A 22,488-nucleotide genomic window follows, 5' to 3' on the forward strand; every position below is an offset into this window, starting at 1 on the left:
AGTTTTTTGTTTGGCACAATTTTAGGAGGCGATTCACATGGGAAAAGAAGCACTTGAAAAGCAGTTGTATGAATTAAAGACGAAAGAAGTCAAAAGCTATGCGGGGGCTATGCAGCGTCATCAACAGGTCAAAGCACTAGAAGCGCAGTTGCACTACTTGGAGCTTGGGGAAGAGATATCTCGCCAGCGAGTCGATGAGGCGATCGAAGAAATTACAGCACTTGAGCAGGAGATTGCGCGACTATCACGAAGTATAGAAGAAAAGAAACAGGATTTACATTTCTACTTATTCGGTCCATCCGTCAAACGACTATTTTAGGGGGAACAGCCATGAAATTCATCATCAGCTCAGATGCTTGGAAAACAACGTTAACATCTAAACAAGCAACCCGTGCTATTGCACAAGGCTTGCAGTCTGTCGATCCGACGCTTGAAATTGTAGAGTTCCCGATTGCAGATGGAGGGGAAGGAACTTTGGATGCGCTTATGAATGCAACGAGAGGCACATACAAAACGGCCACTGTTCATGACCCGCTTGGTCGTCCGGTTGAGGCGAAGTATGGTGTCACAGGGCTTTCGCGTCATACATGTGTGATTGAGATGGCGCAAGCTTCCGGTTTCTCCTATGTCAAAAAGCATGAACAGAACCCACGACTCGCGTCTACGTTTGGCACCGGTGAACTGATTCGTGCAGCACTTGATGAAGGGCATCGCAATTTTATTTTGGCAATTGGGAGCAGTGCAACAAATGACGGAGGAGCAGGTATGTTGCGGGCTCTTGGATTGAAGTTTTTAGACACAGAGGGTCAGGAAATGTCAGGAGATTTGGTACAACTTAAAAATCTTGATCGGTTAGATGATGCAGAGTTTGATAAACGTCTTCAAGAATGTACATTCGCAGTAGTGAGTGATGTACAGATTCCATATATAGGGCCTCAAGGTGCAACGCGTCTATATGGGGAGACGAAAGGCCTGCAAGCAGAAGAGTCGGAAGAAGTGGAAGCGGCACTCCAACAGCTAGCAGACGTCATCGAGGCACATACCGGGGTTCGTCTACATGACCGAGCAGGAGCGGGTTCTGGAGGAGGCTTAGGCGGAGCCGTCCAAGCATTTTTCCCGACCAAGTGGTATCACGGGATCGATTTTGTGCTGAAGCGATCAGGATGGGAAAATGCATTGTCTGGTGTTACACACGTAATTACTGGAGAAGGACGCCTTGATGCGCATACGTTCTTAGAAGGAAAAGGACCGCATGGCGTGGCGAAATTTGCAGGGGACAAAGGCTTGCCGGTGACATTGTTTGCTGGAAGTGGCGATATCGATGTGGCTGAAGAAGCTAACGAGGTTTTCAATGAAGTCGTGGTGCTTGCTACTTCAGAGAAAGAAGTAGAGCAAGCGCTAGAAAAGCCTGAAGAGGTGTTACGACAAGCGGTAGCGCGCTGGTACGCAGCGAAACGCGGAGAATAAACGAAAGCCTAGCGGGTGAGAGTACCTGCTAGGCTTTTTGTAAGCGTTTATGAAATGGGGTGAGGAACATGAACATCATCATCAGTCCAGATTCGTTTAAAGGAACTCTTAGCGCGAAAGAAGCAGGAATGGCTATTCGAGAAGGGATTCAATCTGTTCGTCCAGACATCAACTGTACGGTTGTTCCGATTGCCGACGGAGGAGAAGGCACACTTGAAGCTTTAGTGGATGCCACAGCTGGTCGGCTGATTGATGTGTCTGTCTTAGATCCTTTAAGTCGAGAAATCGTAGCTCACTATGGCATTCTTGGAGACGGCGTAACAGCTGTCATTGAAATGGCGGAAGCCTCTGGAATTACGCACATAACCCCAACTGACCGCAATCCGCTTCGGGCATCGACATTCGGTACGGGTCAACTCATTCGGCATGCACTGGATGAGGGATGCCGCAAGTTCATCGTGGCAATTGGGGGAAGTGCGACAAACGATGGTGGGATTGGGGCACTCCGAGCACTGGGGATACGTTTTTATGATACTTCTGGTATGGAACTCAGAACGCACTTGCCGGACTATCTACAGTTAGGAGAAATTGACCTTTCAGATTTTGATTCACGTATCGCCTCTTGTGATTTTTCAATCGCTTGCGATGTGGACAATCCACTACTAGGCGAACGTGGAGCGACGGCTGTTTTCGGGCCACAAAAGGGTGTCACCCCTGAACTTGCGTCTATTCTTGAAAATGTGCTCCAGAGGTATGCAGACGTTGTGTACAAATTGACAGGACAAGCGCATCACTTGAGAGCAGGGGCAGGAGCAGCAGGTGGTTTAGGGATGGCCTTGCTTGCTTTTTTTCCAGCGCATCTCGAACGAGGAATTGATTCAGTTTTAGATGCTATCGAGTATGACCAGTATTTGCGAGAAGCGGACCTGGTAATTACGGGAGAAGGGAAGTCGGATGTTCAGACTCTATCCGGTAAAGCACCTCTTGGGGTGGCAGAACGTGCGCGACGAGTTGGGGTAAAGGTCGCGTTGTTGTCTGGTATGATTCCGTCTCAGGAGAAGAGTTTGCTCGTTCCTCATTTTTCGTATGTAGAAGCCATTGTGTCAAGGGAATGTACGGTGGAACAAGCATTGTCCAAGCCGTATGAGGCGCTTGCTCAAGCAGCGGCGCGATTGGGGAGAAAACTTTAATCTCTAAAGAAAAAGGTAGAGATTCGCGTTTATGCGAATCTCCACCTTTTTTGATCGTTATACTGCAACTTCAGGCCGCTTTTTATGTCGCGAATAGAACCAAAACATGGCGAAGAACACAAGACTGCTTGAAAGTCGTAAGAACGCATTGATGTGCATAGCTTCAACAATGCCAAACAGTTCAAGAAACAAAATCCCGATCTGCGGTGCAATAAATGCCATGAGAGAAAGTAAGACGTTATATGTCGTGATACAATACGTACGTTTATCCGCTGGACTATGTTCGAGTAGCATATTGAAGAGGACTAAGATAACCCCGGACAGGAAGAAACCAGAAGTCGTTTGAACTAAGAACAGTAAAAAGAAGTTTGTCGTCAATACGGTAAAGAATGGCGCGGAAGCCATCCCGATTGCTAAGACAATAAACACGAGCGTGTTGGAATACTTCTCGGACCACTTTTTCCACAGGGGATAGGTAAAGAACTGCATCAACATGTTTCCTGCAGAGAACATACTAAACCAAAAAATTGTCGCTTCGGCAATTCGCACGTGATAGATGTTAAAAAGTCCCCAAGCCATTTGCCACGTAAAATTGAAGAAGAGGGCGGCCACTAAGAACCATCTATAGCCCTGGTCTTTGAAGATGGACCAGTCCATTAATTTTGGTTTCGTATCTGTCACGACGGGATCGTTTTCCTTATGGCGAAATACTAGAAACCCTTCAAGTAAACCAAAACAAAGTGCGACTGCGAATAAAATCTGATACGACATCACACTCTCCGTCGCGTCTCGCAATACGATTCCAACGAATAGAGTCGTGAATAAACCGACGACTGTTAACATTCGGTTCCGGTCACTGAAAAACTGTGCACGACGATGTTCATCCACTAACCCACTGATAAGCGTCTGCCAGCCGATTGTTGCCAGAGCAGTTGGGACATGCATCATTCCGATGATGACAAGAAATGCCCAGGCCTGCCACTCCAACGGGAGATAGACGACAAAGACGATGGCAAGAAAAAACAGCCTCGCTGTGATAATGGCTGTACCGACGATTCGTTTATGCGTACTACTTTTGTTCAACAAGATAGCTGCTGGAATGGTCATGAGTAAAGCAATCAAAGGAGGGAGCGAGCTCAATAGTCCTACTTGGTAGTTGCTCGCACCTAAAATCGTAATCATAAAGAGCGGGAAAAAGGTGTTGGTAATATTAACGGCCATAGTAGAGGCCATTCCGTTATAAATACTAATGCGTTCATTATAGGGGCGATCCATTTTTAGCATAGTTGTTCTCCATCCATCATTCGTTACCTGAATTATACTCCGGAAACCGAAATTTACAAGAGACTTCCGGAATATTTTTCGATTGACGAAGAAAAGACATCCGATTCAGGATGTCTTTTGTCGTTCTAGATAGATAATAGGGAGCGTACACAATGCGCCGAGGGCAATGACAGCGGCTGCTCCTACAAGAGCCAGTGAATACGAACCGGTCTGTTCCGCAAGAGCTGAAGCCAAAATAGGACCCATCATCTGACCAAGTGCATAGGTAACTGTTAAAACAGACAAAATCCGTGCGCTCGCGTGTGGGAACTTTTCCCGTGCATACGAAGCGACGAGGACCGTCACGCCCATAAACGTAGCGCCAAACAAAATTGCACTTAAATAAAAACTGACGGGACTCTGCGATATAGCTGGCAATACAACGCCTGTTGCTTGAATAGTCAGGAGTGCAGCGAACGATTTCATCCAGCCGAATCGATTTCCGACGAATGCCCAAATCATCGTGGAAGGCACTGCTGCCAGACCGACAATCGCCCAGACATTCGTCCCGCTCCCGGCAAATACACTGGACTGCTCGGCAATCGCTACGATGAATGTGCCAGTGATGATGTAGCCAAGCCCTTCCAACCCGTATGCAACTAACAACCAAATCAGCCAAGGTTCAAATCGGCGTTTGGATGAGGGGGGTGCTTGAGAGGGAGGTGAACTCTCGGGTTCTTTCACGACAGCCACTACATACATAGCTAGAAGAAGTGCAATAAAACCAAGACCGATCCAAGCGCCGTCACTAGAATAGCGTTCGACAAGTGGAGCAACTACTAGACCCGACACGAAAATGCCAAGACCTACCCCAGCATACATCACACCGGATAAGCCAATCCTTCCAATAGCTGCGAGGCGGTCCAAAATAATACTTGATGTCAACACGAAAACAAATGCACTCGTCACTCCGGACACAAAACGGAACAAAATCCATACGGTAGGTGATTCTACAAGTCCCATCGCGAATGTCAACGAGATACTACTGGCTAAACTTAGGAGCAACAGTTTCCGACGATAAGTTTGAATGGGTAATATACTTCCGGCTATCGCTCCGGCCAAGTACCCTGCATAATTGGCGGATGCAAGGGTGCCTGCAAAAACAGTTGAAAATCCCTTTTCTAGCTGCATAAATGGTAAGATAGGAGTATACGCAAAACGTCCGATACTCATTGCGATAAACAGTGCAAATACGCCACCCATCACTAGGTAGAGTGGATGCTTCATAGTTTTCACCTCAGTTAATTCAATTCACTTCATTCAGTATACGTGAAAAATTCGCTTTGCGAAATAGTTAGAGAAGGGACTGGGAAACGATGGTGTATGAACAAAAAACAAAGCCGACAGATGCTAGTGTCAATGAATTTATCGAACAAATCGAGAAACCTTCCAAAAAACAGGACGCGTATCGTTTACTGGACATATTCTATGAAGAAACAGGGTATGAGCCTGTACTCTGGGGCCCGAGCATTATTGGATACGGCGCGTATCATTATAAATACGCAACAGGTCACGAGGGGGACGCAACGATTACAGGTTTCTCGCCTCGTAAGACCGCTCACGCTCTTTACTTAGATCCAGGAGACGATCGCAGAGAAGAATTGCTTTCAAAACTTGGGAAACACAAATCTGGAAAGAGTTGTGTATACATCAATAAAATCGCTGATATCGATGAAGCCGTTTTACGTGAAATGATTCGTCGGACCGTCACAGCAGTTAAAGAGAGGTATCCAGAATGAAGTGGGATCAACGAATTGAGATAGAAGCCCCGATTGAAACAGTATGGGCGCTTTTTGATGAAGCAAATCCGCAGCGTATTATGCCGAAAGTAGAGAGCAATGAATGGATTGTGCAAAACGACCCGTTACCAGGCTCATCGTACAAACAAACCTACCGAGAAGGCACGCGTACAGAGAGTTATCATGTTACGATTACAGAGTTTGTGGATGAACCAGCGTTTAAGAAGAAAGCTATACAATTTATTTTAGCTAAGTTATTTGAGACGACTTTAACATTCGAACTACACAAACTTGCAGAAGACCGAACAGAATTCCGATATATCGGTTCAAATATAGGCATCAATTTTGTAGCTAAGACGATGCTGAAGTTAGGCAAGAAGCAGGAGAATGGTGGTCCAGTCGTCGAAGAATTCGTTAAGCGTGTGAAGCGTGAAGCAGAACAAGATGCAAACCTATCCGAGAACTAGTTCTATAGAAAAGAAAGGAGACGAATGAGATGAAGTATTTACAAGCACAAATGAGTCAATTAGTGAAATCAGACCGTGAGTTGCAGAAAAAGTTAAAAGGTCTGATGAAAGAACATGATTTAGGGAAGGCGCATGCTTTAAAGGCGCTGTATCATTCTGAAGTCGCGGATAGCGGCAAATATATGAATGCCTACAAGGAACTGGACGGGCATCACTCGAATTAATCCTTGTCTTAGGGGGTCTTGATGATGAATGTATCGATTCGTTGGCTTTATAAAACACCTAGAAATCAAGAAGCACGCTTTGAATCGGGGGAAATGCCACTCGAAAGAGCCCTATTGTTTATTGAGGATATGGAGCGTACAGGACGTGTGAAACAAGTCGATTTGATCGACAGCCGTGGTACGTTATGGACAGTCAAAGAAGCAAAGCGCTATATGAAAGAAGTGGAAGTGGAACCACACACTATCCGTGTCTATTTTGATGGCGGCTATAAACGTGAGACTGCGGAAGCAGGCCTTGGTTGCGTCATTTATTATGAACAAAATGGAAAGTCCTACAGACTGCGTCAAAATGCATTTGTCGAAGGCTTTACATCAAATAATGAAGCGGAATTCGCAGCACTTCATTTGGCTCTTCAGGAGCTAGAGTTTTTGGGAGCGAAAGGTGTGCCGGTTGAGATTCGCGGAGATTCCCAAGTGGTGTTGCAGCATATGATTGAAGACTGGGAGATTATGGACCCGACCCTTGCTTCTTGGGGGCGGCGTGTTGATCAAAAGCTTGATAAGATGAAGTTACAGCCAGAGTATCATCAGATACCACGTCATAAAAATAACGAAGCCAATCGTTTGGCAACTCAGGCCTTAAAAGGAATTCCTGTAGCTGCGGAGATTGAACTTGTATCAAAATAAAATCAGCACCTTCTCTTAGATGAAAGCTAGAGAAGGTGCTGATTTTTTATTTACGTGAAGTAGATGGGACTGTGAAGAACGTAATGACAGCAAACAAGAAGAACGCAATCAATAAAATCGTCCCGCCGACAATAAAGAACACCAGGATAAATGTCTCGTTCAAGTTAAACGGATTTAAATTGTACATCCACATACCTGCAGTCAATCCGATAGCGCCAATAATTGCTGTGATGCCATGGATTGTGACCAATTTTTTATACTTGATTTCGAACAGCTGATAAAAAATTCCCCATGCAAATACGGATAACCAACCAACTAACAAGATGTGTGCGTGTACAGGGCTCAGTGCGTAATCCATAGCACCTGCCATATGTGAGCCTAAATACGTGCCGATAAAGCCAAAAATTGCTGAGATTTGTATTAAACGAATACTCCATTTCTTTTCCATAAGAACCTCCTAGTTTCCTGTGCAGAAGTGGTCTGTCATCTTCCACTGCGAATATACCAATTCCGAGAGCTGTAGTAAAGGGAAGTGGTAACATTTTGAATGATACAACCTGTATATAAACGCTTTATAAACTGATATGGTACGATTAGGAAAAGATAGGAGTGGGCGAGATGAAAAAGTGGGGATTTGGCGTTGTGGCGATGAGCGGTCTGTTACTCGTCGGCTGTACGGATGAAGTGACGCCACAAGAACGGTTAGAAGCGTATATAGCCGCGTGGGACGAAGGAGATTATGAAACACTTTATACAGAATTTTTATCCGATGAAACGAAACAGCAGTTTGATGAAGCAGCATTTATTGAACGTCAAGTGGCTTTAGACGAAGCGCTGGAGATTACAGAAAGAGACATCACATTTACAGCTCCATCGGAAGATACAGAGTGGGAGTCGACTGAACCAGCAACTTTCCGGGTGCAAATTCAAGTCGAGACGAGTGCAGGTCCGATTGAGTGGGAACAAGAGATGACGTGGCAGCCTGTTGAAGAAGAGGAACTGACATGGATGGCGGAATGGGATACGGGATTTATTTTGCCAGGGCTAGAGCCAGAGGACCAAGTACGTGTGACGACGCAGAATTTTGCACGTGGAGAAATTTATGACCGGAACGGAAATGCATTAGCCATCAATGGGACCGGTTTTGAAGTAGGACTTGTACCTGGTAAGTTTACAGATGACACCTTACAGCCCCGTCTTGCAGAACTACTTGGAATTTCTGTCGATTACATCGATCAACAACTAGGACAGAGCTGGGTAACAGATGATGTCTTTGTCCCACTTGATAAAATTTCACAAGTGGATGATAGCCGTGCAGCTCTACTTGAAATTCCAGGTGTGTTGCTCCAAGAGACGGGAATGCGCGAGTATCCATACGGAGCCGCGACTTCTCATCTAGTGGGTTATATTGGACCTATCACAGCGGAACAATTGGCAGAGCGTGAAGAAGACGGTTACACAGAGTTTGATCAGATTGGGCGTCAAGGACTTGAGCGTTTCTTAGAAGAGCGGTTGCGTGGGGAAAGTGGCAAACGTATTTTTATCGATAAAGCAGCGGAGGGTGCGGAAGATGTGACACTCGCGGAAATTGCGCCAGTGGACGGGGAGCGTATCGATTTGACCCTCGACGCAGAATTACAACGCGTAACGTACGACGCAATGGACGGGGAGCCTGGAACAGCAGCAACAGTAGACCCGAAAACAGGAGAAGTGTTAACACTTCTTAGTTCTCCAGGATTTGAGCCATCTGAGTTCATGCTCGGTATGACGCAGAGTCGTTATCAAGAGTTGAGCGAAGACCCGCTCCAACCTCTGTTTAACCGGTTTGCTGCATCCTACGCTCCAGGTTCAACATTGAAGCCGATTACAGCGGCGATTGGTATGGAAGCAGGCACTTTAAATCCAAACGAAGGCATTGTGATTGAGGGGGCGACTTGGCAAAAAGATGCGTCGTGGGGAGACTATCGTGTGACGCGCCTTCACCCGGAAGCGCCGAACCCAATCGACCTAGAAAAGTCACTGGTCTACTCAGACAATATCTACTACGCGCAGCAAGCACTTGCAATGGGGCGCGAGACGTTCATCACAGGACTTGAGGCATTCGGATTTGGTGAAGACATTCCATTCTTTTTAAATTTGCAATCGTCTCAAGTATCAAATGACGGTACGATTTCATCTGAAGGGCAACTGGCGGATACATCGTTTGGACAAGGACAAATGCTCGCAAATATTTTACACCTCGCAACAACGTACCAACCGTTTTTGACGGGCGGTACGATGTGGCAACCGACCCTTCTTTTAGAAGAGGAAGATCAAGTGGTATGGAAAGAAGGACTCGCATCTCCTGAAACGATTACGGAGTTACAAGCGGGTATGCGCAGTATGGTCGTCGATGGATTCGCGCAAGCTGTCAACCTTCCAGGGATACCGGTAGCTGGCAAGACGGGGACAGCTGAACTGAAGGTAAGTCTAGATGCTGAAGGACAAGAAAACGGCTTCTTTGTCAGCTATCCTGTAGAGACAGAAGCATTTATCATAGCCATGATGATTGAAGATGTTGAAGATAATGGAGGGAGTGGGTATGTCGCGGAGAAAGTGGCGACTGTCTACAAACTTTTGTATGAATAATGCTATAATAAAGTGCTATGTAGTTTAGGAATAAAGGAGATTTTCATCATGACAGCACTTGATTCGACTGCGCCGATTTCGCGCGGTAAATTGATGTGGCAGATGACGCGTCCGCATACATTGACGGCAACGTTTGTACCGGTCATTTTAGGGACCGTGATGGCGCTTTTTGAAACATCGATTCACTGGGGACTGTTCCTTGCGATGATGGCAGCGGGACTTTGTTTACAGATTGCTACAAATTTATTTAATGAATACTATGATTTTAAAAAAGGTCTTGATACGGCAGAGTCTGTTGGGATCGGTGGCGGAATTGTTCGTCACGGCTTAAAGCCAAGCATGGTTCTTTCGGTCGCTCTGATTTTATACGTAATCGCTGGGTTTATTGGGATTTATATCGCGGCGTCAACAAGCTTCTGGTTGATTGTGATTGGCGTTGTGGGAATGGCTGTGGGCTATTTCTATACAGGAGGACCTCTTCCGATTGCCTACACACCATTTGGTGAATTATTCGCTGGCGTGTTCATGGGGATTGGATTTATCTTGATTGCGTATTACCTTCAAACGCTCGAAGTGACGATGTGGGCATTTTTGTTGTCCTTCCCATTTGGGATCTTAGTTGGGGCAATCAATATGTCGAACAACATTCGGGATATCCAAGAAGATACGATTGGTGGGCGTAAGACATTGCCGATTTTACTAGGACGCGAACGAGCAATTACTGGTCTTGCTATCGCATTTATCGTGTCGTATGTGTGGATTGTTGCGCTAGTCGTTTTACAGATTGTTACGCCATGGGCACTACTAGTTTTACTCGCAGTGCCAAAATCCATCACAGCGATTAAGAGCTTCCGTTTGGGAAAAACGAAGCCGATGATGATGGGACCCGCGATGAAATCAACGGCTCTTACGAATACGTTTGTTGGAATTTTACTGACGATCGGTCTGTTTATTGAGTGGCTTTTATAAAGAGTTTTCTCGGCATTTCGAATCCAGAGATGCCGAGTCTTTTTTGTTGTAAAAAGAACAAGTGTTCGTTTATAATGAGAACAAAGGAGGTCGGAAAAGATGCGTGAGCAGTTTGTAAAAGCGATGAAATACAATCAGTTGATGGATGTAGTGTACATGGACAAAGCTGGGAAATTAACGAAAAGACGAATCAGAGTGTTGAAGTTGAACGGTGAAAAAATGTGGATTTGGGATACTGCGAAACAAGCGAAACGAACTTTTTTAGTCCATCATGTGCTCGCATGTCAGCCCGTCCTCCATAAAGAGCGTGCTATTTTATAAAATGCATTTTCTGACAGCTTGTCTATGGTACACTAGGAAAAACTTTCTTTAGTGGATAGATGTCAGGGGATGTTGAAATGAAATTAGTATTACTATTTGGACCTCAAGCTGTTGGGAAGATGACTGTCGGGCAAGAACTTGCCAAAATCACGGAATTAAAATTGTTTCACAATCATATGACCATTGATTTGGTCTCGCATTTTTTTGATTATAGTACGAAAAAAGGGCAAGATCTTGTAAATTCATTCAGAAACCAAATCTTTGAAGAAGTCGCAAAGAGTGATTTAGAGGGCCTCATTTTCACATTCGTATGGCGATTTGATAAACAACTCGATTGGGACTATGTACAAAATGTAGTGGATACTTTCGAAGCGGAGAATGCTGAAATTTATTATGTTGAATTAGAAGCAGATCTTGAAGAGCGCCTTGCACGCAATAGCACACCGAACCGTTTAGAACACAAACCATTTAAGCGGAATCTAGAATGGTCTCGAAACGATGTCATCACAACGGCTGAGAGGTTCCGGCTGAATTCTCTACCTGATGAGATTTCGTTCTCGAATTATCTTCGACTAGATACGATGACAAAAACTGCTGAAGAGACAGCACGAGAAATAAAAAAGCATTTTCAATTTTAGCGCGACGGGCATACTGCAGTATGCTCGTTTTTTGTTTGGGAAGCGGTTCAAATCAAATAGGAAAAGGGAATAGTAGGACAGGAGGTGAAAACTATGGGCTTTGTTGCGAGTGTACTTTGTATGATTGGTTTTGTACTTATCCATTTATTCGCGCGTCATTTAAAGTTTTTACGAAAACGACCACGCAGTCATTTTTTATCGATAGCAGGAGGAATCTCTGTTGCTTACGTATTTCTTCATTTACTTCCTGAATTAGCAGACTTCCAAGAGAGCTTGAAGGGTGAGGGGATCTTAGGGTTTATTGAACATCATATTTATTTACTTGCTCTACTGGGGCTCGTGCTTTTTTATGGCTTAGAGAAATATGTAAAGTCTTCGCATAAAGGACGGCGTGAGGGTTCTTCCCTTACACACAATCCAGGTGTATTCTGGGTACATATTGGAATTTTCACTTTGTATAACTTCAGTATTGGTTATTTACTTGTTCGCGAAGAATTTACGGAATCTCTTGGGCCGCTCGCATTTTTTATCGCGCTTGGCGTTCACTTTGTCACAAATGATATCAGTTTAGATGAACAACATGACCGTGATTATGCGCGCTACGGAAGATGGCTTCTTGCTACTGCAATTGCCGTAGGATGGGCAGCCGCCACATTTACAGATTTGCATCCATTTATTCTATCTTATTTAGTCGCTTTATTGGCAGGTGGAATTATTTTGAATGTTATGAAGGAAGAATTGCCAGAAGAAAGTGAAAGTAGTTTTCGTGCATTCTTTTTAGGGGCAGTAGTGTACAGTTTGATTCTTATTTTTATATAAAAAAAGAGCCCCTAGACATACGGTCTACTAGGACTCTTTCATGTGAAAGCCGTGTTCCGACAGCTTCCACGTGGGTTTGGCACCCAATGATCCCGACTGGGTTCGAACCAGCGACCTCCACCCTGTCAAGGTGGCGCTCTCCCGGCTGAGCTACAGGATCTATTTTTTACTGACAAAGATTATTATACCTCTTTCAAACAAGAGTGCAAGAACTATTTTGTATGCATATAAAAACTTGTTTTGTCCCCCTTGGATACCTGGTAAACTAAAACCAGAATCTTAAAGGAAAAGAGGAGACTCGATGACACTTAAAGAATATGAAAAACAACTAGAAGAACTCTTCATTGACTGTGAGAGAAACTGTGAAAACAATGGAAAGGTTGCTTCTTATATACCTGCCCTCGAACGCGTAGACCCTGATATCTTTGCCGTCAGCATTATGGACACACAAGGACGTTCCATTTCGAGTGGAGACATCGACTTCAAATTTACGATGCAGAGTATTTCAAAAGTCGTGATTTTCTTATATGCCTTAGAAAATTACGGAGAGGAAGCCGTCTTTGAACGAATAACTCTAGATCCGACAGGGGACCCCTTCAACACCATCATGGGGATTCAAAGTACATCAGAGGGGAACGTGCACAACCCGATGATTAATTCTGGTGCCATCGTGCTGAGTTCGATGATTGCAGAAAAAGAAGGTCCGGAAGCTTTGCGAAATATGCTGGAGTTCACTCGGACACTTACAGGAGATGATGGCATCTACGTCGATGTCGAAGTCTTTGACTCTGAAAAGTCCACAGCCCTTCGGAATAAAGCGATTGCTTACTTCTTGCAGGCATCGGGATCTATCCATGATACAGAAGACTCGCTCGACTTATACTTCCAAATGTGTTCCATCGCTGTAACTGTCGAAGACATTGCCCGAATGGGTGCGCTTCTTGCCAATAAAGGAATTGATCCTTTTTCAAACGAACGAATTCTGCAAGATGCCAATGTGAAAACAGCAAATGCCTACATGCTGCTTAGTGGAATGTATGATGCGTCTTCACGCTTCACCATCAAAGTTGGATTTCCTGCAAAAAGTGGTGTTTCCGGAAGTATTTTAGCTGTTGTCAGTGACCGGATGGGGATTGGTATTTTATCTCCACCACTTGATTCTAGAGGGAATAGCGTGAAGGGAATCCAATTGTTAAAAAAGCTCTCAGAACAATGGGACCTCTCTGTATTTTGATACTACTAAGGCCTCTCGCAAAATGCGACAGGCCTTTTTTCTTACGTTAAGAAAGAGAAGTTCCAAATATCCCACAATAATTAGTGTATTTCAAATATTGAAATAATTATTGCCTTATATTATGATGAGGTAGTAATCACTACTGGAAAATGGGAGGGGATTTGGAAATGAATGCGATTGCACTTGCCTCGATAGGGTTGTTTGTTTTTATTTTAGGTTACCGGTTTTATTCAAAGTTTTTAGCAGAGAAAATCTTCAAGCTTGACCCGAATTACGTGACACCTGCTCATCGTTTTGAAGATGGGGTAGACTTCGTGCCGACAAACAAATGGGTACTATGGGGGCATCACTTTACATCTGTAGCAGGAGCTGCACCAATCTTAGGTCCTGCAATTGCTGTTTACTGGGGATGGCTACCAGCCTTCTTATGGGTTGTTTTAGGTACAGTTTTTGCAGCAGGGTTCCATGATTTCGGAACACTTGTATTGTCCGTGCGAAATAAAGGACAATCTGTCGGTACGCTTGCTCACCGTCTAATTGGCCAGCGCGGAAAGATTTTGTTCTTATTCATTATTTTAATTTTAGTATTAATGGTAAACGCAGTGTTTGCTTGGGTAATCGCGAATCTCTTTATTTCCTTCCCGGCGGCTGTTTTACCAGTCATGATTCAAATTCCGCTCGCGATTTGGATCGGATATTCGGTGTATAAAAAGCAAGGCAAGATGTTGATTCCAAGTTTGATCGCTTTAGTTGTAATGTATGCGACAGCTGTCATCGCAAGTAGTGTTGACTGGTTGCAGATTGACCTTGTCCGTTACATGGGCGGCGAAGAAGGCGCTGGATTGTTTGGATTAGGCGCTATTTCTACAGCGTTCTTTATTTGGATTGTATTTTTGATGGTGTATGTCTACATAGCTTCCACATTACCGGTGTGGCAACTTTTACAGCCACGTGACTTTATCAACTCGCATCAATTAGTTGTTGGTTTGTTTATTCTTTATGCAGGGTTGTTATTCTCAAACCCGCAGATTACAGCACCAATGACGAATGAAACAAACGATGTTTCTTGGTTGCCATTACTCTTCATCACAATCGCATGTGGCGCGATTTCTGGATTCCACGGACTGGTTTCTTCCGGGACATCGTCTAAGCAACTTTATAAAGAGACAGATGCGCGCTTTGTAGGGTATGCCGGAGCGGTTGGAGAAGGTGTGCTAGCACTTGTATCCATCATTGCCGTCATTACATTCTTCCCGACTGCAGATGCGTTCCGCGAGAGTTATTCAAGCTTTGCCGCTGCAAGTGGTGGTGGATTAGGAAACTTCGTACAAGGGGCTGCCCAACTCGCAGAAGGTCTTTTCATTCCAGCAAACATTGCGACGACCATTGTGTCCATCATTGTTATTAGTTTCGCAGCGACAACACTTGACACATCTGTTCGTTTGATGCGCTATATCATCGCGGAACTTGGTCAAGAATACAACCTACCTGTTCTGACGAAGACGCATGTTGCAACAAGTATTGCGGTTGCTTCTTCTGCGGCACTAGTCTTGATTCCAGAAGGACCAAACGGTTTTGGTTCTGGTGGTTACTTATTATGGCCGCTGTTTGGAACATCGAACCAGTTACTTGCAGGAATTTCGTTATTGCTTCTGACAATCTGGTTGAAATGGCTCGGCCGTAATTATTGGGTTGCACTCATCCCGATGATCTTCCTGATTTTCATGACGATGTATGCGATGGCGCAACAAGTCTTCTTCCAATGGGCGATATGGGGAAGTAACCCGAATACCCTATTGTTCGTATTCGGAGCTATCATTTTCGGATTCACACTGTGGATCTTGTTGACAGCTGCATCTGCTCTCCGTAAAGGAATCGATCCGAATTACAATTTCGACGAGTAAAACTAGGGCCGCTGCAAGGCGGTTCTTTTCTATGAAGGAGGAAGAGACATGTCACTCTTTGAGAAGATGAAGGCATTGGTGGCATTTTATGAAGAGGTCTTATCGATGCCACACCGATCTGAAATCGTACGGGAACTCAGAGACCAAGACGATATGTTTTTATTCATGTTGTACTCCGAGATGCTTGGAATTCCAAATCCGGCCTACTATTACACATTGGAATTATATCCATATATGATGGAACAATTTCATGACTGGCATCTCCGGATGGGGATGGATAAATCACCAATGACGGGATTCCGTTGTTGTTAGGGGGATACACCATGACGACACAGCAGATTGTATTTGTAGGAGGAAAAGGCGGGGTTGGAAAGTCGACATCAGCGGCTGCGATTGCGTGGAAGTTTGCAGCTGATGGGTTGAAAACGTTACTTGTCTCTACAGACCCCGCGCACAATGTAGGAGATATCTTTGACACCCAGATCGGCGGGGAAGGGAAAGAGGTCTCGCCGAACTTGTTTGCGCTAGAAATTGACCCGGAGACCGAAACGACCAAATATATTGACCAAGTGAAGGTGAATGTAAAAGGAACCGTCAATCCGACCATGATGCAAGAAGTATACAGACAGCTTGATACAGCTAAAGCTTCTCCAGGAGCAGATGAAGCCGCGCTGTTCGATAAGATTGTATCGATTGTGTTGGATGAGCGCGCGACCTATGACAAGATTGTCTTTGATACGGCTCCGACAGGTCATACGATCCGCTTGCTGACGTTACCGGAGCTAATGGGTGTATGGATTGAAGGGTTGTTACAGAAGCGCGAAAAGACGAATGAGAATTATGCACAACTTTTAAATGACGGAAAACCGAGAGAAGACCCGATTTATGATGTGTTGCGAGAACGGCAACGTCGATTTAAAGCGGTACGGGAGGTTTTATTAGATGAGACGATGACAGGATACATCTTTGTTTTGAATCCTGAGCGATTGCCCATTTTAGAGACTCAGAAAGCCGTCGATCTTCTTCACAATTATGGCATCCATGTTCGCACATTGATTGTAAATAAAGTGTTACCTGATGAAGTGGAGGGTGCGTTTATGATTGAGCGTAAAGAAGCAGAAGCACCATATCTCGCGACGATTGACAAGCGCTTTCCGAAGCAGAGGAAAATCAGAATTCCATTTTTTGCTCGAGATATTTCAACGAAAGAGCAATTTGAAAAATACGCAGCGCATTTGGAGTAGTAAAAAAAAGCACTTTCTTTAGGTATGAATCTAAAGAAGGTGCTTTTTGATTAAGGAGTTTGTCTACGCTCGATTTCTAAAAACTCGAGAATAAAGTCCAAATACAAGAGCCGCTGCTCGACATTTGGTGCATGTCCAGACTCATTGAATTCGGCAAACGTTGCATGTGGGATGAGTCGAGCGGTCTCTCGTCCTTCTTCTGCCGGATTTAATTGGTCATGGTCCCCACTGATGACGAGAGTTTTTGCTGAAATTCTCTGTAGTTCATCTTTGAAATCAAATCCAAGAAGTGCATCGTTTGCAGCTTGAATCTGGTCAGCTGTCATGGAATCTGACTTTTTCGCTGCTTCTTTGCTCCATTGTCCAACAGCCTGCAAATCATGGTACATGTATTTGGACGCTTTTAAGATTTTCGCGTTGTGGGTTAACCCCTCAAGTTCCTCACTGTGAGACTCAAATAGAGCTTGCATGGAAGAGGTTTTTCCAGAAGATTTTGTTGCAACCAATACAAGTTTCTCTACTCTTTCACCTAATCGAATAGCAAGAGCTTGTGCGATATAACTGCCCATTGAAACGCCGATGATAGAGAGGCGAGATAAACCGAGTTCCTCGATCAGTGCCACGCAATCCTCTATCATTGAATCAAGAGTATAAGTCGCGGGGCGTGTTGAATCGCCGTGTCCACGAAGGTCAGGTGCGATGACACGTACATATTTTTGTAAGACTTTTACTTCCTCATCAAACATATGTCGATTTCCTGTTAGTCCGTGAAGTAGCAACACAGCGGGTCCGGAACCTTTTTCTGTGAAAGTGAGTTGAATATCATTTACTGTAGTTGTCAACATTCTGGTGCCTCCTTCTCGTTACTTGTTTTATGCCCAATTACTAGAAAACTAAACGTTTTAAATGCCGATGCTAGGGAAAACAAGTAAAAGAGCAAACATGGAGGAGGAATTCGATGAATATTCATGAACGTCAACAAGATGGTCAACCACCTCAGACGCAAAGTACACAACCAGGGGTAGAGTCAAAAATGGATCCGGCACCTGTCCATCCGACGGACTATATCGGGGCTGGAAAACTCAAAGGCAAAGTCGCGCTTATTACAGGGGGCGACAGTGGGATTGGAAAAGCCGTCGCCATAGCTTTCGCGGCAGAGGGTGCGCATATTATTATCAATTATTTAGATGAGGATGAAGATGCAGAAGAGACAAAAGCACTTGTAGAAGAACGGGGAGGAAAAGCGCTCCTTATGAAAGGTGACGTTTCAAGCGAAGACTTCTGTAAGACGCTCGTTCAGAAAGCTGTCGATGAGTTTGGACAGCTCGATATTCTTGTGAATAACGCGGCAAAACAATTCCCGCAGAAGTCGCTAGAAGATATAACAGCTGAGCAATGGGATCTTACGTATAAGACAAATATCTATCCGATTTTTTATCTATCGAAATTCGCACTCCCTCATTTGAAACAGGGCAGCTCAATTATAAACACAACATCTGTGACAACGTATATGGGGAACGAAGAGTTGATTGATTATGCTTCAACAAAAGGGGCAATCGTCGGCTTTACGCGTAGCCTGGCTCAAAATGTGGCACCAAAAGGCATACGGGTGAACATGGTAGCTCCTGGGCCGATTTGGACACCACTGATTCCTGCAACATTTGATAAAGAGCATGTGGAGGAGTTTGGAGTAGGGACACCTTTAGGCCGACCTGGACAACCGCGTGATTTGGTCGGCGCATATGTGTTATTGGCTTCTGAAGACGGCGCGTATATGACAGGTCAATGTATCCATGTTAACGGTGGAATGTTGATGAGTTCGTAAAGAGTAGCGAAGGCTGCTCTTTTTTCTTTGGCCTAAAGCATGTACAATAGAACATGGAAATTTACTAGAGAGAGGGCAGTACACCTAATGGTTTTACATACAACACCGCATCAAACACCCACTCAAGACGATTGGGAAGCCTATTTTGATATCAGCCGCCACGGGAAACTTACACTATCAAGTATTGAACTGACTACAACCTACTTATGCAACATGCGTTGCGAACATTGTGCGGTGGGTGACATTCTTGCACTTAAAGACCCAAATCCGATTGCGATGGATAAACTCTTCGCTAAGTTGGATGAGATTCCTCACTTGCGAACACTCAGTTTAACAGGTGGAGAACCTTTGTTCTCGAAGAAGTCTCTCGAACAAGTGATTCTACCCCTTTTAAAATATGCCAAAGCACGAGACGTTCGCACCCAAATCAACTCCAACCTTACGATGCCGTTTGAACGCTATGAGGCAATTGCCCCCTACTTAGATGTTCTTCACATCTCTCACAATTGGGGAACGCCGGAAGACTTTATCGAAGGTGGATTTGCGAACATGCCAACACCGCCCCCTGTTTCTGTTCGTCGTAAACAGTACGATGTAATGATTGAAAACAGCCGTCGACTTTCCGAAATGGGCGTGTTTGTATCGGCAGAAACAATGCTGAATAAACGTACGTTTTCTTATATAGAAGAAATTCATCGACAAGTTGTAGAAGAAATGAAGTGTAGCCGTCATGAAGTTCATCCAATGTATCCGGTTAGTTTTGCTTCCAACTTGGATGTTCTATCATTAGAAGAAACCCGACAAGCGATTTCACGATTACTTGATGTGCGAGACCCATCTGTTTGGATGTTGTTTGGAACACTTCCGTTTTATGCTTGCAGTTCCGTACAAGAAGATATTGATCTGCTAAAAGAACTTCGCAAACAACCGAACGTCACCATGCGAAATGACCCGGATGGACGATCACGGCTCAATATCAATATCTTTACGGGAGAAGTAGCGGTTACAGACTTTGGTGAAGCGGCGAAAGTTGGAAACCTACTAGAATCCTCCTTACCTGCAATTTATAATTCTTGGTTAGAAACACAAACAGCGCAATCTATGAATTGCCATTGTCCAGCGGTTTCTTGCCTCGGGCCAAATCTTCTGGTCAAAGATGCTTATTACCCAACAGTTAATTTTCAAAATCGTAAAGCAAGAGTTTGATGAAGACCTTATACAAGACGATGCAAATCAACTTGTATAAGGTTTTTCTTTTTTTGTATAGCAATTGTCAAACATTTAGTTAAAAAATGATGTAATTATGATTTAAATAGTAGATTATATTTATTTTCACTTGTTGGAGACATTTTGGTAGCCTTTTAACTTGTACAATCTTTGTATATGCGGTATAACTAAGTTGTACAAAAGGTGTACAAACATTAAACAAGCAGAGGAGAGAAGAAGATGAAAAAAATCTTGGTAACACTTGCAGTCGTCTTGTCCATGGTATTTTCACTAGGAGCAACTGCTTTCGCTGATAGCCATGAAGGCGCGAAAGTACGAGTTGTCCACGCATCCCCAGATGCTCCAAATGTTGATGTTTATGTAAACGGTGAATTGACACTTGAAGATGTACCATTCAAAGCAGACTCTGGCTATTTAGATGTACCTGCTGGGACACACAATGTGGAAGTATTTGCTGCTGGTAGTGAATACATGGAAGGTGACGCAGTATTACAAGCTGACCTAACAGTTGAAGCTGGTAAAGCTTACACTGTAGCTGCTGCTAACCTAGTTGAATCTCTTGAATTCGTTGTAGCTGAAGATTCTATGGAAGTATCTGAAGGTATGACAAAAATCCGCGTAGGACACTTATCACCAGATGCACCAACTGTTGATGTCGGTCTAATCGGTGGAGACGCAGTATTTGCTGGCGCTACTTTCCCTGGAATCACAGATTACATGGAATTAGAAGCGGGTACGTATGATCTTGAAATCCGCACTCCAGATGGCACTCAAGTTCTTCCTTTAGAAGGAACTGAATTAGCTGCTAACACAGTATATAGTGTGTTTGCAATCAACACTGCAGACTCTTTAGAAGTACTTGCTTTAGTAGACTACCAAGGTGCTGGATCTCCTGAAGAAATGCCAGCTACAGGTCTTGGAACTCCTGAGCAAAACACAATGATGTACTTATTACTTGCTGGTGGATTAGTGCTAGTAATGGGTGGAGCATTTGCATTCCGCAGTCGTTTTCAAAACTAGTGTTTTTCTTCTCTCACTGCTCCTCTTTGCAGGCTGCGCGCCTGTAGATGAGGTGGCAGTGAAAACAGAGACTATTGGATTTGAAGCAGAAGCTCCAAGTGAGCGTGTGGCACCAGCTGTTAAATCAGCAGTGCAACCTACTGAAAATCCTATAAATGCTGCTTTATCTAAAGGTATATCGCCACAAACTATACGCATCCCTTCTATTGGAGTGGAAGCGCCTGTTCAACACTTAGGTGTGAATGATAAGGGTGAAATGGCAGTACCGGATGAAATCAATGAAGTGAGCTGGTTTGAACCTGGATATAATCCAGGGCAAAATGGACGTGCTGTCATCGCGGGTCACGTAGATGGATTAGAAGGTCCGGCCATCTTTTGGGATCTTGCAGATGTACAAGCAGGTGACGTCATTGAAGTCGCAGGGGAAGATGAGACACTGACATTTGAGATTTATAAGCTAGAGTCAATACCCCTTGCCCTAGCAGATGTTTCTGAAGTGTTCGGGTACACCTCTTCACCTGAACTCGTGTTGATTACTTGTTCCGGTACCTACAACCGAGAATGGGGGACGCGCGAGGAACGACTAGTCGTCTATGCCAAACTTATCAATTAGTCTAGAAAAGGCAATGTCTCAAAAGGCATTGCCTTTTTGCATTGTGCAAGTTCGATGAGTTCCGCTATACTAGAACAATGCGAGTTGTAAAAAAAGGAGCGGTACGTTTCATGGAATGGAAAAATATTTTACGTGGTTTTGCAATAGGGATTGCTGATTTAATTCCGGGTGTCAGTGGTGGGACGATTGCTGTTATTTTAGGCATTTATGATCGCCTCATTGCAGCGATTAGTGGATTTTTTAGTAAGGAATGGAAGCGTCATGCACTATTCTTGATTCCGCTTGGTCTTGGTATGGTCATCACCATCTTATCGTTAAGTCGAGTGATTGACTTTTTGTTAGAAAATTACTTTGCACCTACACAATTTTTCTTTTTAGGACTAATCATTGGGATAATTCCGATGTTATTTAAAGAATTAGATTCTAGAGAAAGCTTCAAGTCTTCGTACTGGATTGCCATTGTTATTGGAACAATTTTGGTGGCAAGTATGGCGTTTATTCGCCCGGCTGAAGCAGATATCATCACAAATTTATCGCCAGCGACAATGGCCTTACTGTTCTTTTCAGGTTGGTTAGCGAGTATGGCGATGTTGTTACCTGGAATCAGTGGTTCATTCATCTTATTGTTAATCGGCGTTTATCCGACTGCAATTCGTGCACTATCCGAGTTGAACATTCCGCTTATTCTCATCATTGGAGCCGGAGTGGGAGTAGGATTTATTGTAAGTAGTAAAATTATTCGTTATTTGCTCACGCATAAACCGGGAATTACGTTTGCTGTGATCATCGGTTTGGTTTTAGGCTCTCTTGCTGTGGTATTTCCTGGGTTACCGGAAAGCGGCTTGCAATGGATGCTAAGTTTAGTGACGTTTGCGGCGGGCTGGATCATTGTCCATCTGCTAAATCGTGTCTCTGTATAAAAAAGAAGAAAAGCATGCGTGCCCGAGGG

At 44.2% G+C, this 22,488-nt stretch carries 25 protein-coding genes and 1 tRNA gene; 21 read left to right on the plus strand and 5 right to left on the minus strand.

The annotated features are described in order from the left end of the window. Nucleotides 1-37 precede the first annotated feature (37 nt). From JOD03_RS03700 to JOD03_RS03710, 3 genes are all read left to right on the plus strand, one after another. Entirely contained in the window at nucleotides 38-319 is a 282-nt protein-coding gene (locus JOD03_RS03700) for a hypothetical protein (RefSeq protein WP_204589486.1), read from the plus strand. A gap of 11 nt (nucleotides 320-330) precedes the next feature. Then, the gene (locus JOD03_RS03705) at nucleotides 331-1,467 is read left to right on the plus strand and encodes a glycerate kinase (RefSeq protein ID WP_204589487.1); all 1,137 of its coding nucleotides are present in this window, start codon (nucleotides 331-333) and stop codon (nucleotides 1,465-1,467) included. Between the two features lie 68 nt (nucleotides 1,468-1,535). Next, the gene (locus JOD03_RS03710; RefSeq protein ID WP_204589488.1) at nucleotides 1,536-2,657 is read left to right on the plus strand and encodes a glycerate kinase; all 1,122 of its coding nucleotides are present in this window, start codon (nucleotides 1,536-1,538) and stop codon (nucleotides 2,655-2,657) included. Nucleotides 2,658-2,714: 57 nt separating this feature from the next. Here the strand turns inward: JOD03_RS03710 and JOD03_RS03715 are convergent, their stop codons facing one another. Together JOD03_RS03715 and JOD03_RS03720 are read right to left on the minus strand one after the other, a co-directional pair. Next, complete coding sequence (locus JOD03_RS03715) at nucleotides 2,715-3,941, minus strand: MFS transporter (RefSeq protein ID WP_239584813.1); 1,227 nt, start codon at nucleotides 3,939-3,941, stop codon at nucleotides 2,715-2,717. Nucleotides 3,942-4,046: 105 nt separating this feature from the next. Next, complete coding sequence (locus tag JOD03_RS03720) at nucleotides 4,047-5,207, minus strand: YbfB/YjiJ family MFS transporter (protein WP_204589489.1); 1,161 nt, start codon at nucleotides 5,205-5,207, stop codon at nucleotides 4,047-4,049. A gap of 92 nt (nucleotides 5,208-5,299) precedes the next feature. Between JOD03_RS03720 and JOD03_RS03725 the strand changes: the two genes are divergently transcribed. Genes JOD03_RS03725 through JOD03_RS03740 form a run of 4 tightly spaced genes read left to right on the plus strand, consistent with a single transcriptional unit; the run spans nucleotide 5,300 to nucleotide 7,097 of the window. Beyond that, the gene (locus JOD03_RS03725) at nucleotides 5,300-5,719 is read left to right on the plus strand and encodes a DUF1801 domain-containing protein (RefSeq protein ID WP_204589578.1); all 420 of its coding nucleotides are present in this window, start codon (nucleotides 5,300-5,302) and stop codon (nucleotides 5,717-5,719) included. Next, nucleotides 5,716-6,186, plus strand: a complete 471-nt coding sequence (locus JOD03_RS03730) for an SRPBCC family protein (RefSeq protein ID WP_204589490.1) — start codon at nucleotides 5,716-5,718, stop codon at nucleotides 6,184-6,186. Before JOD03_RS03725 ends, JOD03_RS03730 begins: the two co-directional genes overlap by 4 nt. Nucleotides 6,187-6,215: 29 nt before the next feature. Beyond that, on the plus strand, nucleotides 6,216-6,410 hold the full coding sequence (locus JOD03_RS03735) for a hypothetical protein (protein WP_204589491.1): 195 nt from the start codon (nucleotides 6,216-6,218) through the stop codon (nucleotides 6,408-6,410). A gap of 21 nt (nucleotides 6,411-6,431) precedes the next feature. Beyond that, nucleotides 6,432-7,097, plus strand: coding sequence for an RNase H family protein (locus tag JOD03_RS03740; protein WP_338032425.1), 666 nt, complete (start codon nucleotides 6,432-6,434; stop codon nucleotides 7,095-7,097). A gap of 46 nt (nucleotides 7,098-7,143) precedes the next feature. Here the strand turns inward: JOD03_RS03740 and JOD03_RS03745 are convergent, their stop codons facing one another. Then, complete coding sequence (locus tag JOD03_RS03745) at nucleotides 7,144-7,545, minus strand: hypothetical protein (RefSeq protein ID WP_204589492.1); 402 nt, start codon at nucleotides 7,543-7,545, stop codon at nucleotides 7,144-7,146. Between the two features lie 170 nt (nucleotides 7,546-7,715). Here JOD03_RS03745 and JOD03_RS03750 point away from each other — a divergent pair, with 170 nt between their 5' ends. The 5 genes from JOD03_RS03750 (at nucleotide 7,716) to JOD03_RS03770 (ending at nucleotide 12,472) form a co-directional block, all read left to right on the plus strand. Beyond that, nucleotides 7,716-9,725: a penicillin-binding transpeptidase domain-containing protein gene (locus JOD03_RS03750; protein ID WP_204589493.1), complete on the plus strand. Its 2,010-nt coding sequence runs from the start codon at nucleotides 7,716-7,718 to the stop codon at nucleotides 9,723-9,725. Nucleotides 9,726-9,773: 48 nt separating this feature from the next. Then, the gene (locus JOD03_RS03755) at nucleotides 9,774-10,694 is read left to right on the plus strand and encodes a 1,4-dihydroxy-2-naphthoate polyprenyltransferase (protein ID WP_204589494.1); all 921 of its coding nucleotides are present in this window, start codon (nucleotides 9,774-9,776) and stop codon (nucleotides 10,692-10,694) included. Nucleotides 10,695-10,793: 99 nt separating this feature from the next. Further along, complete coding sequence (locus tag JOD03_RS03760; protein ID WP_204589495.1) at nucleotides 10,794-11,015, plus strand: transcriptional regulator; 222 nt, start codon at nucleotides 10,794-10,796, stop codon at nucleotides 11,013-11,015. 77 nt (nucleotides 11,016-11,092) lie between these two features. Continuing rightward, entirely contained in the window at nucleotides 11,093-11,653 is a 561-nt protein-coding gene (locus tag JOD03_RS03765; RefSeq protein WP_204589496.1) for a DEAD/DEAH box helicase family protein, read from the plus strand. Nucleotides 11,654-11,746: 93 nt separating this feature from the next. Then, nucleotides 11,747-12,472, plus strand: coding sequence for a hypothetical protein (locus JOD03_RS03770; RefSeq protein ID WP_204589497.1), 726 nt, complete (start codon nucleotides 11,747-11,749; stop codon nucleotides 12,470-12,472). An 87-nt stretch (nucleotides 12,473-12,559) separates the two neighbouring features. On the opposite strand, the gene JOD03_RS03775 is transcribed toward JOD03_RS03770, so the two are convergent. Beyond that, a tRNA-Val gene (locus JOD03_RS03775) sits at nucleotides 12,560-12,632 on the minus strand. 141 nt (nucleotides 12,633-12,773) lie between these two features. On the opposite strand from JOD03_RS03775, the gene glsA reads away from it, so the two are divergent. The 4 genes from glsA to JOD03_RS03795 all read left to right on the plus strand — a co-directional run bounded on the left by glsA (nucleotide 12,774) and on the right by JOD03_RS03795 (nucleotide 16,854). After that, the gene (glsA, locus tag JOD03_RS03780; protein ID WP_204589498.1) at nucleotides 12,774-13,706 is read left to right on the plus strand and encodes a glutaminase A; all 933 of its coding nucleotides are present in this window, start codon (nucleotides 12,774-12,776) and stop codon (nucleotides 13,704-13,706) included. Between the two features lie 167 nt (nucleotides 13,707-13,873). Beyond that, on the plus strand, nucleotides 13,874-15,610 hold the full coding sequence (locus JOD03_RS03785; protein WP_204589499.1) for a carbon starvation CstA family protein: 1,737 nt from the start codon (nucleotides 13,874-13,876) through the stop codon (nucleotides 15,608-15,610). A 48-nt stretch (nucleotides 15,611-15,658) separates the two neighbouring features. Next, entirely contained in the window at nucleotides 15,659-15,922 is a 264-nt protein-coding gene (locus JOD03_RS03790) for a cory-CC-star protein (protein WP_204589500.1), read from the plus strand. An 11-nt stretch (nucleotides 15,923-15,933) separates the two neighbouring features. Further along, nucleotides 15,934-16,854, plus strand: a complete 921-nt coding sequence (locus JOD03_RS03795; protein WP_204589501.1) for an ArsA family ATPase — start codon at nucleotides 15,934-15,936, stop codon at nucleotides 16,852-16,854. 50 nt (nucleotides 16,855-16,904) lie between these two features. Here JOD03_RS03795 and JOD03_RS03800 read toward each other — a convergent pair whose 3' ends face one another. Beyond that, nucleotides 16,905-17,699: an alpha/beta fold hydrolase gene (locus JOD03_RS03800; RefSeq protein WP_204589502.1), complete on the minus strand. Its 795-nt coding sequence runs from the start codon at nucleotides 17,697-17,699 to the stop codon at nucleotides 16,905-16,907. A gap of 113 nt (nucleotides 17,700-17,812) precedes the next feature. Here JOD03_RS03800 and JOD03_RS03805 point away from each other — a divergent pair, with 113 nt between their 5' ends. The 5 genes from JOD03_RS03805 (at nucleotide 17,813) to JOD03_RS03825 (ending at nucleotide 22,459) form a co-directional block, all read left to right on the plus strand. Further along, nucleotides 17,813-18,679 (plus strand): SDR family oxidoreductase, encoded by an 867-nt coding sequence (locus tag JOD03_RS03805; protein ID WP_204589503.1) that lies wholly within the window; start codon nucleotides 17,813-17,815, stop codon nucleotides 18,677-18,679. An 87-nt stretch (nucleotides 18,680-18,766) separates the two neighbouring features. Next, nucleotides 18,767-19,885 (plus strand): radical SAM/CxCxxxxC motif protein YfkAB, encoded by a 1,119-nt coding sequence (gene yfkAB / locus JOD03_RS03810; protein ID WP_239584815.1) that lies wholly within the window; start codon nucleotides 18,767-18,769, stop codon nucleotides 19,883-19,885. A 240-nt stretch (nucleotides 19,886-20,125) separates the two neighbouring features. Continuing rightward, entirely contained in the window at nucleotides 20,126-20,926 is an 801-nt protein-coding gene (locus JOD03_RS03815; RefSeq protein WP_204589505.1) for a DUF4397 domain-containing protein, read from the plus strand. A gap of 58 nt (nucleotides 20,927-20,984) precedes the next feature. Then, complete coding sequence (locus tag JOD03_RS03820) at nucleotides 20,985-21,539, plus strand: class F sortase (RefSeq protein ID WP_338032426.1); 555 nt, start codon at nucleotides 20,985-20,987, stop codon at nucleotides 21,537-21,539. Nucleotides 21,540-21,649: 110 nt separating this feature from the next. After that, nucleotides 21,650-22,459 (plus strand): DUF368 domain-containing protein, encoded by an 810-nt coding sequence (locus tag JOD03_RS03825; protein WP_204589507.1) that lies wholly within the window; start codon nucleotides 21,650-21,652, stop codon nucleotides 22,457-22,459. Nucleotides 22,460-22,488: the final 29 nt, after the last annotated feature.

The organism is Chryseomicrobium aureum, from assembly GCF_016909155.1.
GTDB classification, from domain to species: domain Bacteria; phylum Bacillota; class Bacilli; order Bacillales_A; family Planococcaceae; genus Chryseomicrobium; species Chryseomicrobium aureum.

Coding starts and splice junctions, on each gene's coding strand:
- JOD03_RS03770 (WP_204589497.1), top strand. CDS start 11,747: ATGGGCTTTGTTGCGAGTGTACTTTGTATGATTGGTTTTGTACTTATC.
- JOD03_RS03750 (WP_204589493.1), top strand. CDS start 7,716: ATGAAAAAGTGGGGATTTGGCGTTGTGGCGATGAGCGGTCTGTTACTC.
- JOD03_RS03795 (WP_204589501.1), top strand. CDS start 15,934: ATGACGACACAGCAGATTGTATTTGTAGGAGGAAAAGGCGGGGTTGGA.
- JOD03_RS03740 (WP_338032425.1), top strand. CDS start 6,432: ATGATGAATGTATCGATTCGTTGGCTTTATAAAACACCTAGAAATCAA.
- JOD03_RS03710 (WP_204589488.1), top strand. CDS start 1,536: ATGAACATCATCATCAGTCCAGATTCGTTTAAAGGAACTCTTAGCGCG.
- glsA (WP_204589498.1), top strand. CDS start 12,774: ATGACACTTAAAGAATATGAAAAACAACTAGAAGAACTCTTCATTGAC.
- JOD03_RS03825 (WP_204589507.1), top strand. CDS start 21,650: ATGGAATGGAAAAATATTTTACGTGGTTTTGCAATAGGGATTGCTGAT.
- JOD03_RS03790 (WP_204589500.1), top strand. CDS start 15,659: ATGTCACTCTTTGAGAAGATGAAGGCATTGGTGGCATTTTATGAAGAG.
- JOD03_RS03720 (WP_204589489.1), bottom strand. CDS start 5,207: ATGAAGCATCCACTCTACCTAGTGATGGGTGGCGTATTTGCACTGTTT.
- JOD03_RS03815 (WP_204589505.1), top strand. CDS start 20,126: ATGAAAAAAATCTTGGTAACACTTGCAGTCGTCTTGTCCATGGTATTT.
- JOD03_RS03765 (WP_204589496.1), top strand. CDS start 11,093: ATGAAATTAGTATTACTATTTGGACCTCAAGCTGTTGGGAAGATGACT.
- JOD03_RS03715 (WP_239584813.1), bottom strand. CDS start 3,941: ATGCTAAAAATGGATCGCCCCTATAATGAACGCATTAGTATTTATAAC.
- JOD03_RS03735 (WP_204589491.1), top strand. CDS start 6,216: ATGAAGTATTTACAAGCACAAATGAGTCAATTAGTGAAATCAGACCGT.
- JOD03_RS03760 (WP_204589495.1), top strand. CDS start 10,794: ATGCGTGAGCAGTTTGTAAAAGCGATGAAATACAATCAGTTGATGGAT.
- JOD03_RS03755 (WP_204589494.1), top strand. CDS start 9,774: ATGACAGCACTTGATTCGACTGCGCCGATTTCGCGCGGTAAATTGATG.
- JOD03_RS03800 (WP_204589502.1), bottom strand. CDS start 17,699: ATGTTGACAACTACAGTAAATGATATTCAACTCACTTTCACAGAAAAA.
- JOD03_RS03805 (WP_204589503.1), top strand. CDS start 17,813: ATGAATATTCATGAACGTCAACAAGATGGTCAACCACCTCAGACGCAA.
- JOD03_RS03700 (WP_204589486.1), top strand. CDS start 38: ATGGGAAAAGAAGCACTTGAAAAGCAGTTGTATGAATTAAAGACGAAA.
- yfkAB (WP_239584815.1), top strand. CDS start 18,767: ATGGTTTTACATACAACACCGCATCAAACACCCACTCAAGACGATTGG.
- JOD03_RS03745 (WP_204589492.1), bottom strand. CDS start 7,545: ATGGAAAAGAAATGGAGTATTCGTTTAATACAAATCTCAGCAATTTTT.
- JOD03_RS03785 (WP_204589499.1), top strand. CDS start 13,874: ATGAATGCGATTGCACTTGCCTCGATAGGGTTGTTTGTTTTTATTTTA.
- JOD03_RS03705 (WP_204589487.1), top strand. CDS start 331: ATGAAATTCATCATCAGCTCAGATGCTTGGAAAACAACGTTAACATCT.
- JOD03_RS03730 (WP_204589490.1), top strand. CDS start 5,716: ATGAAGTGGGATCAACGAATTGAGATAGAAGCCCCGATTGAAACAGTA.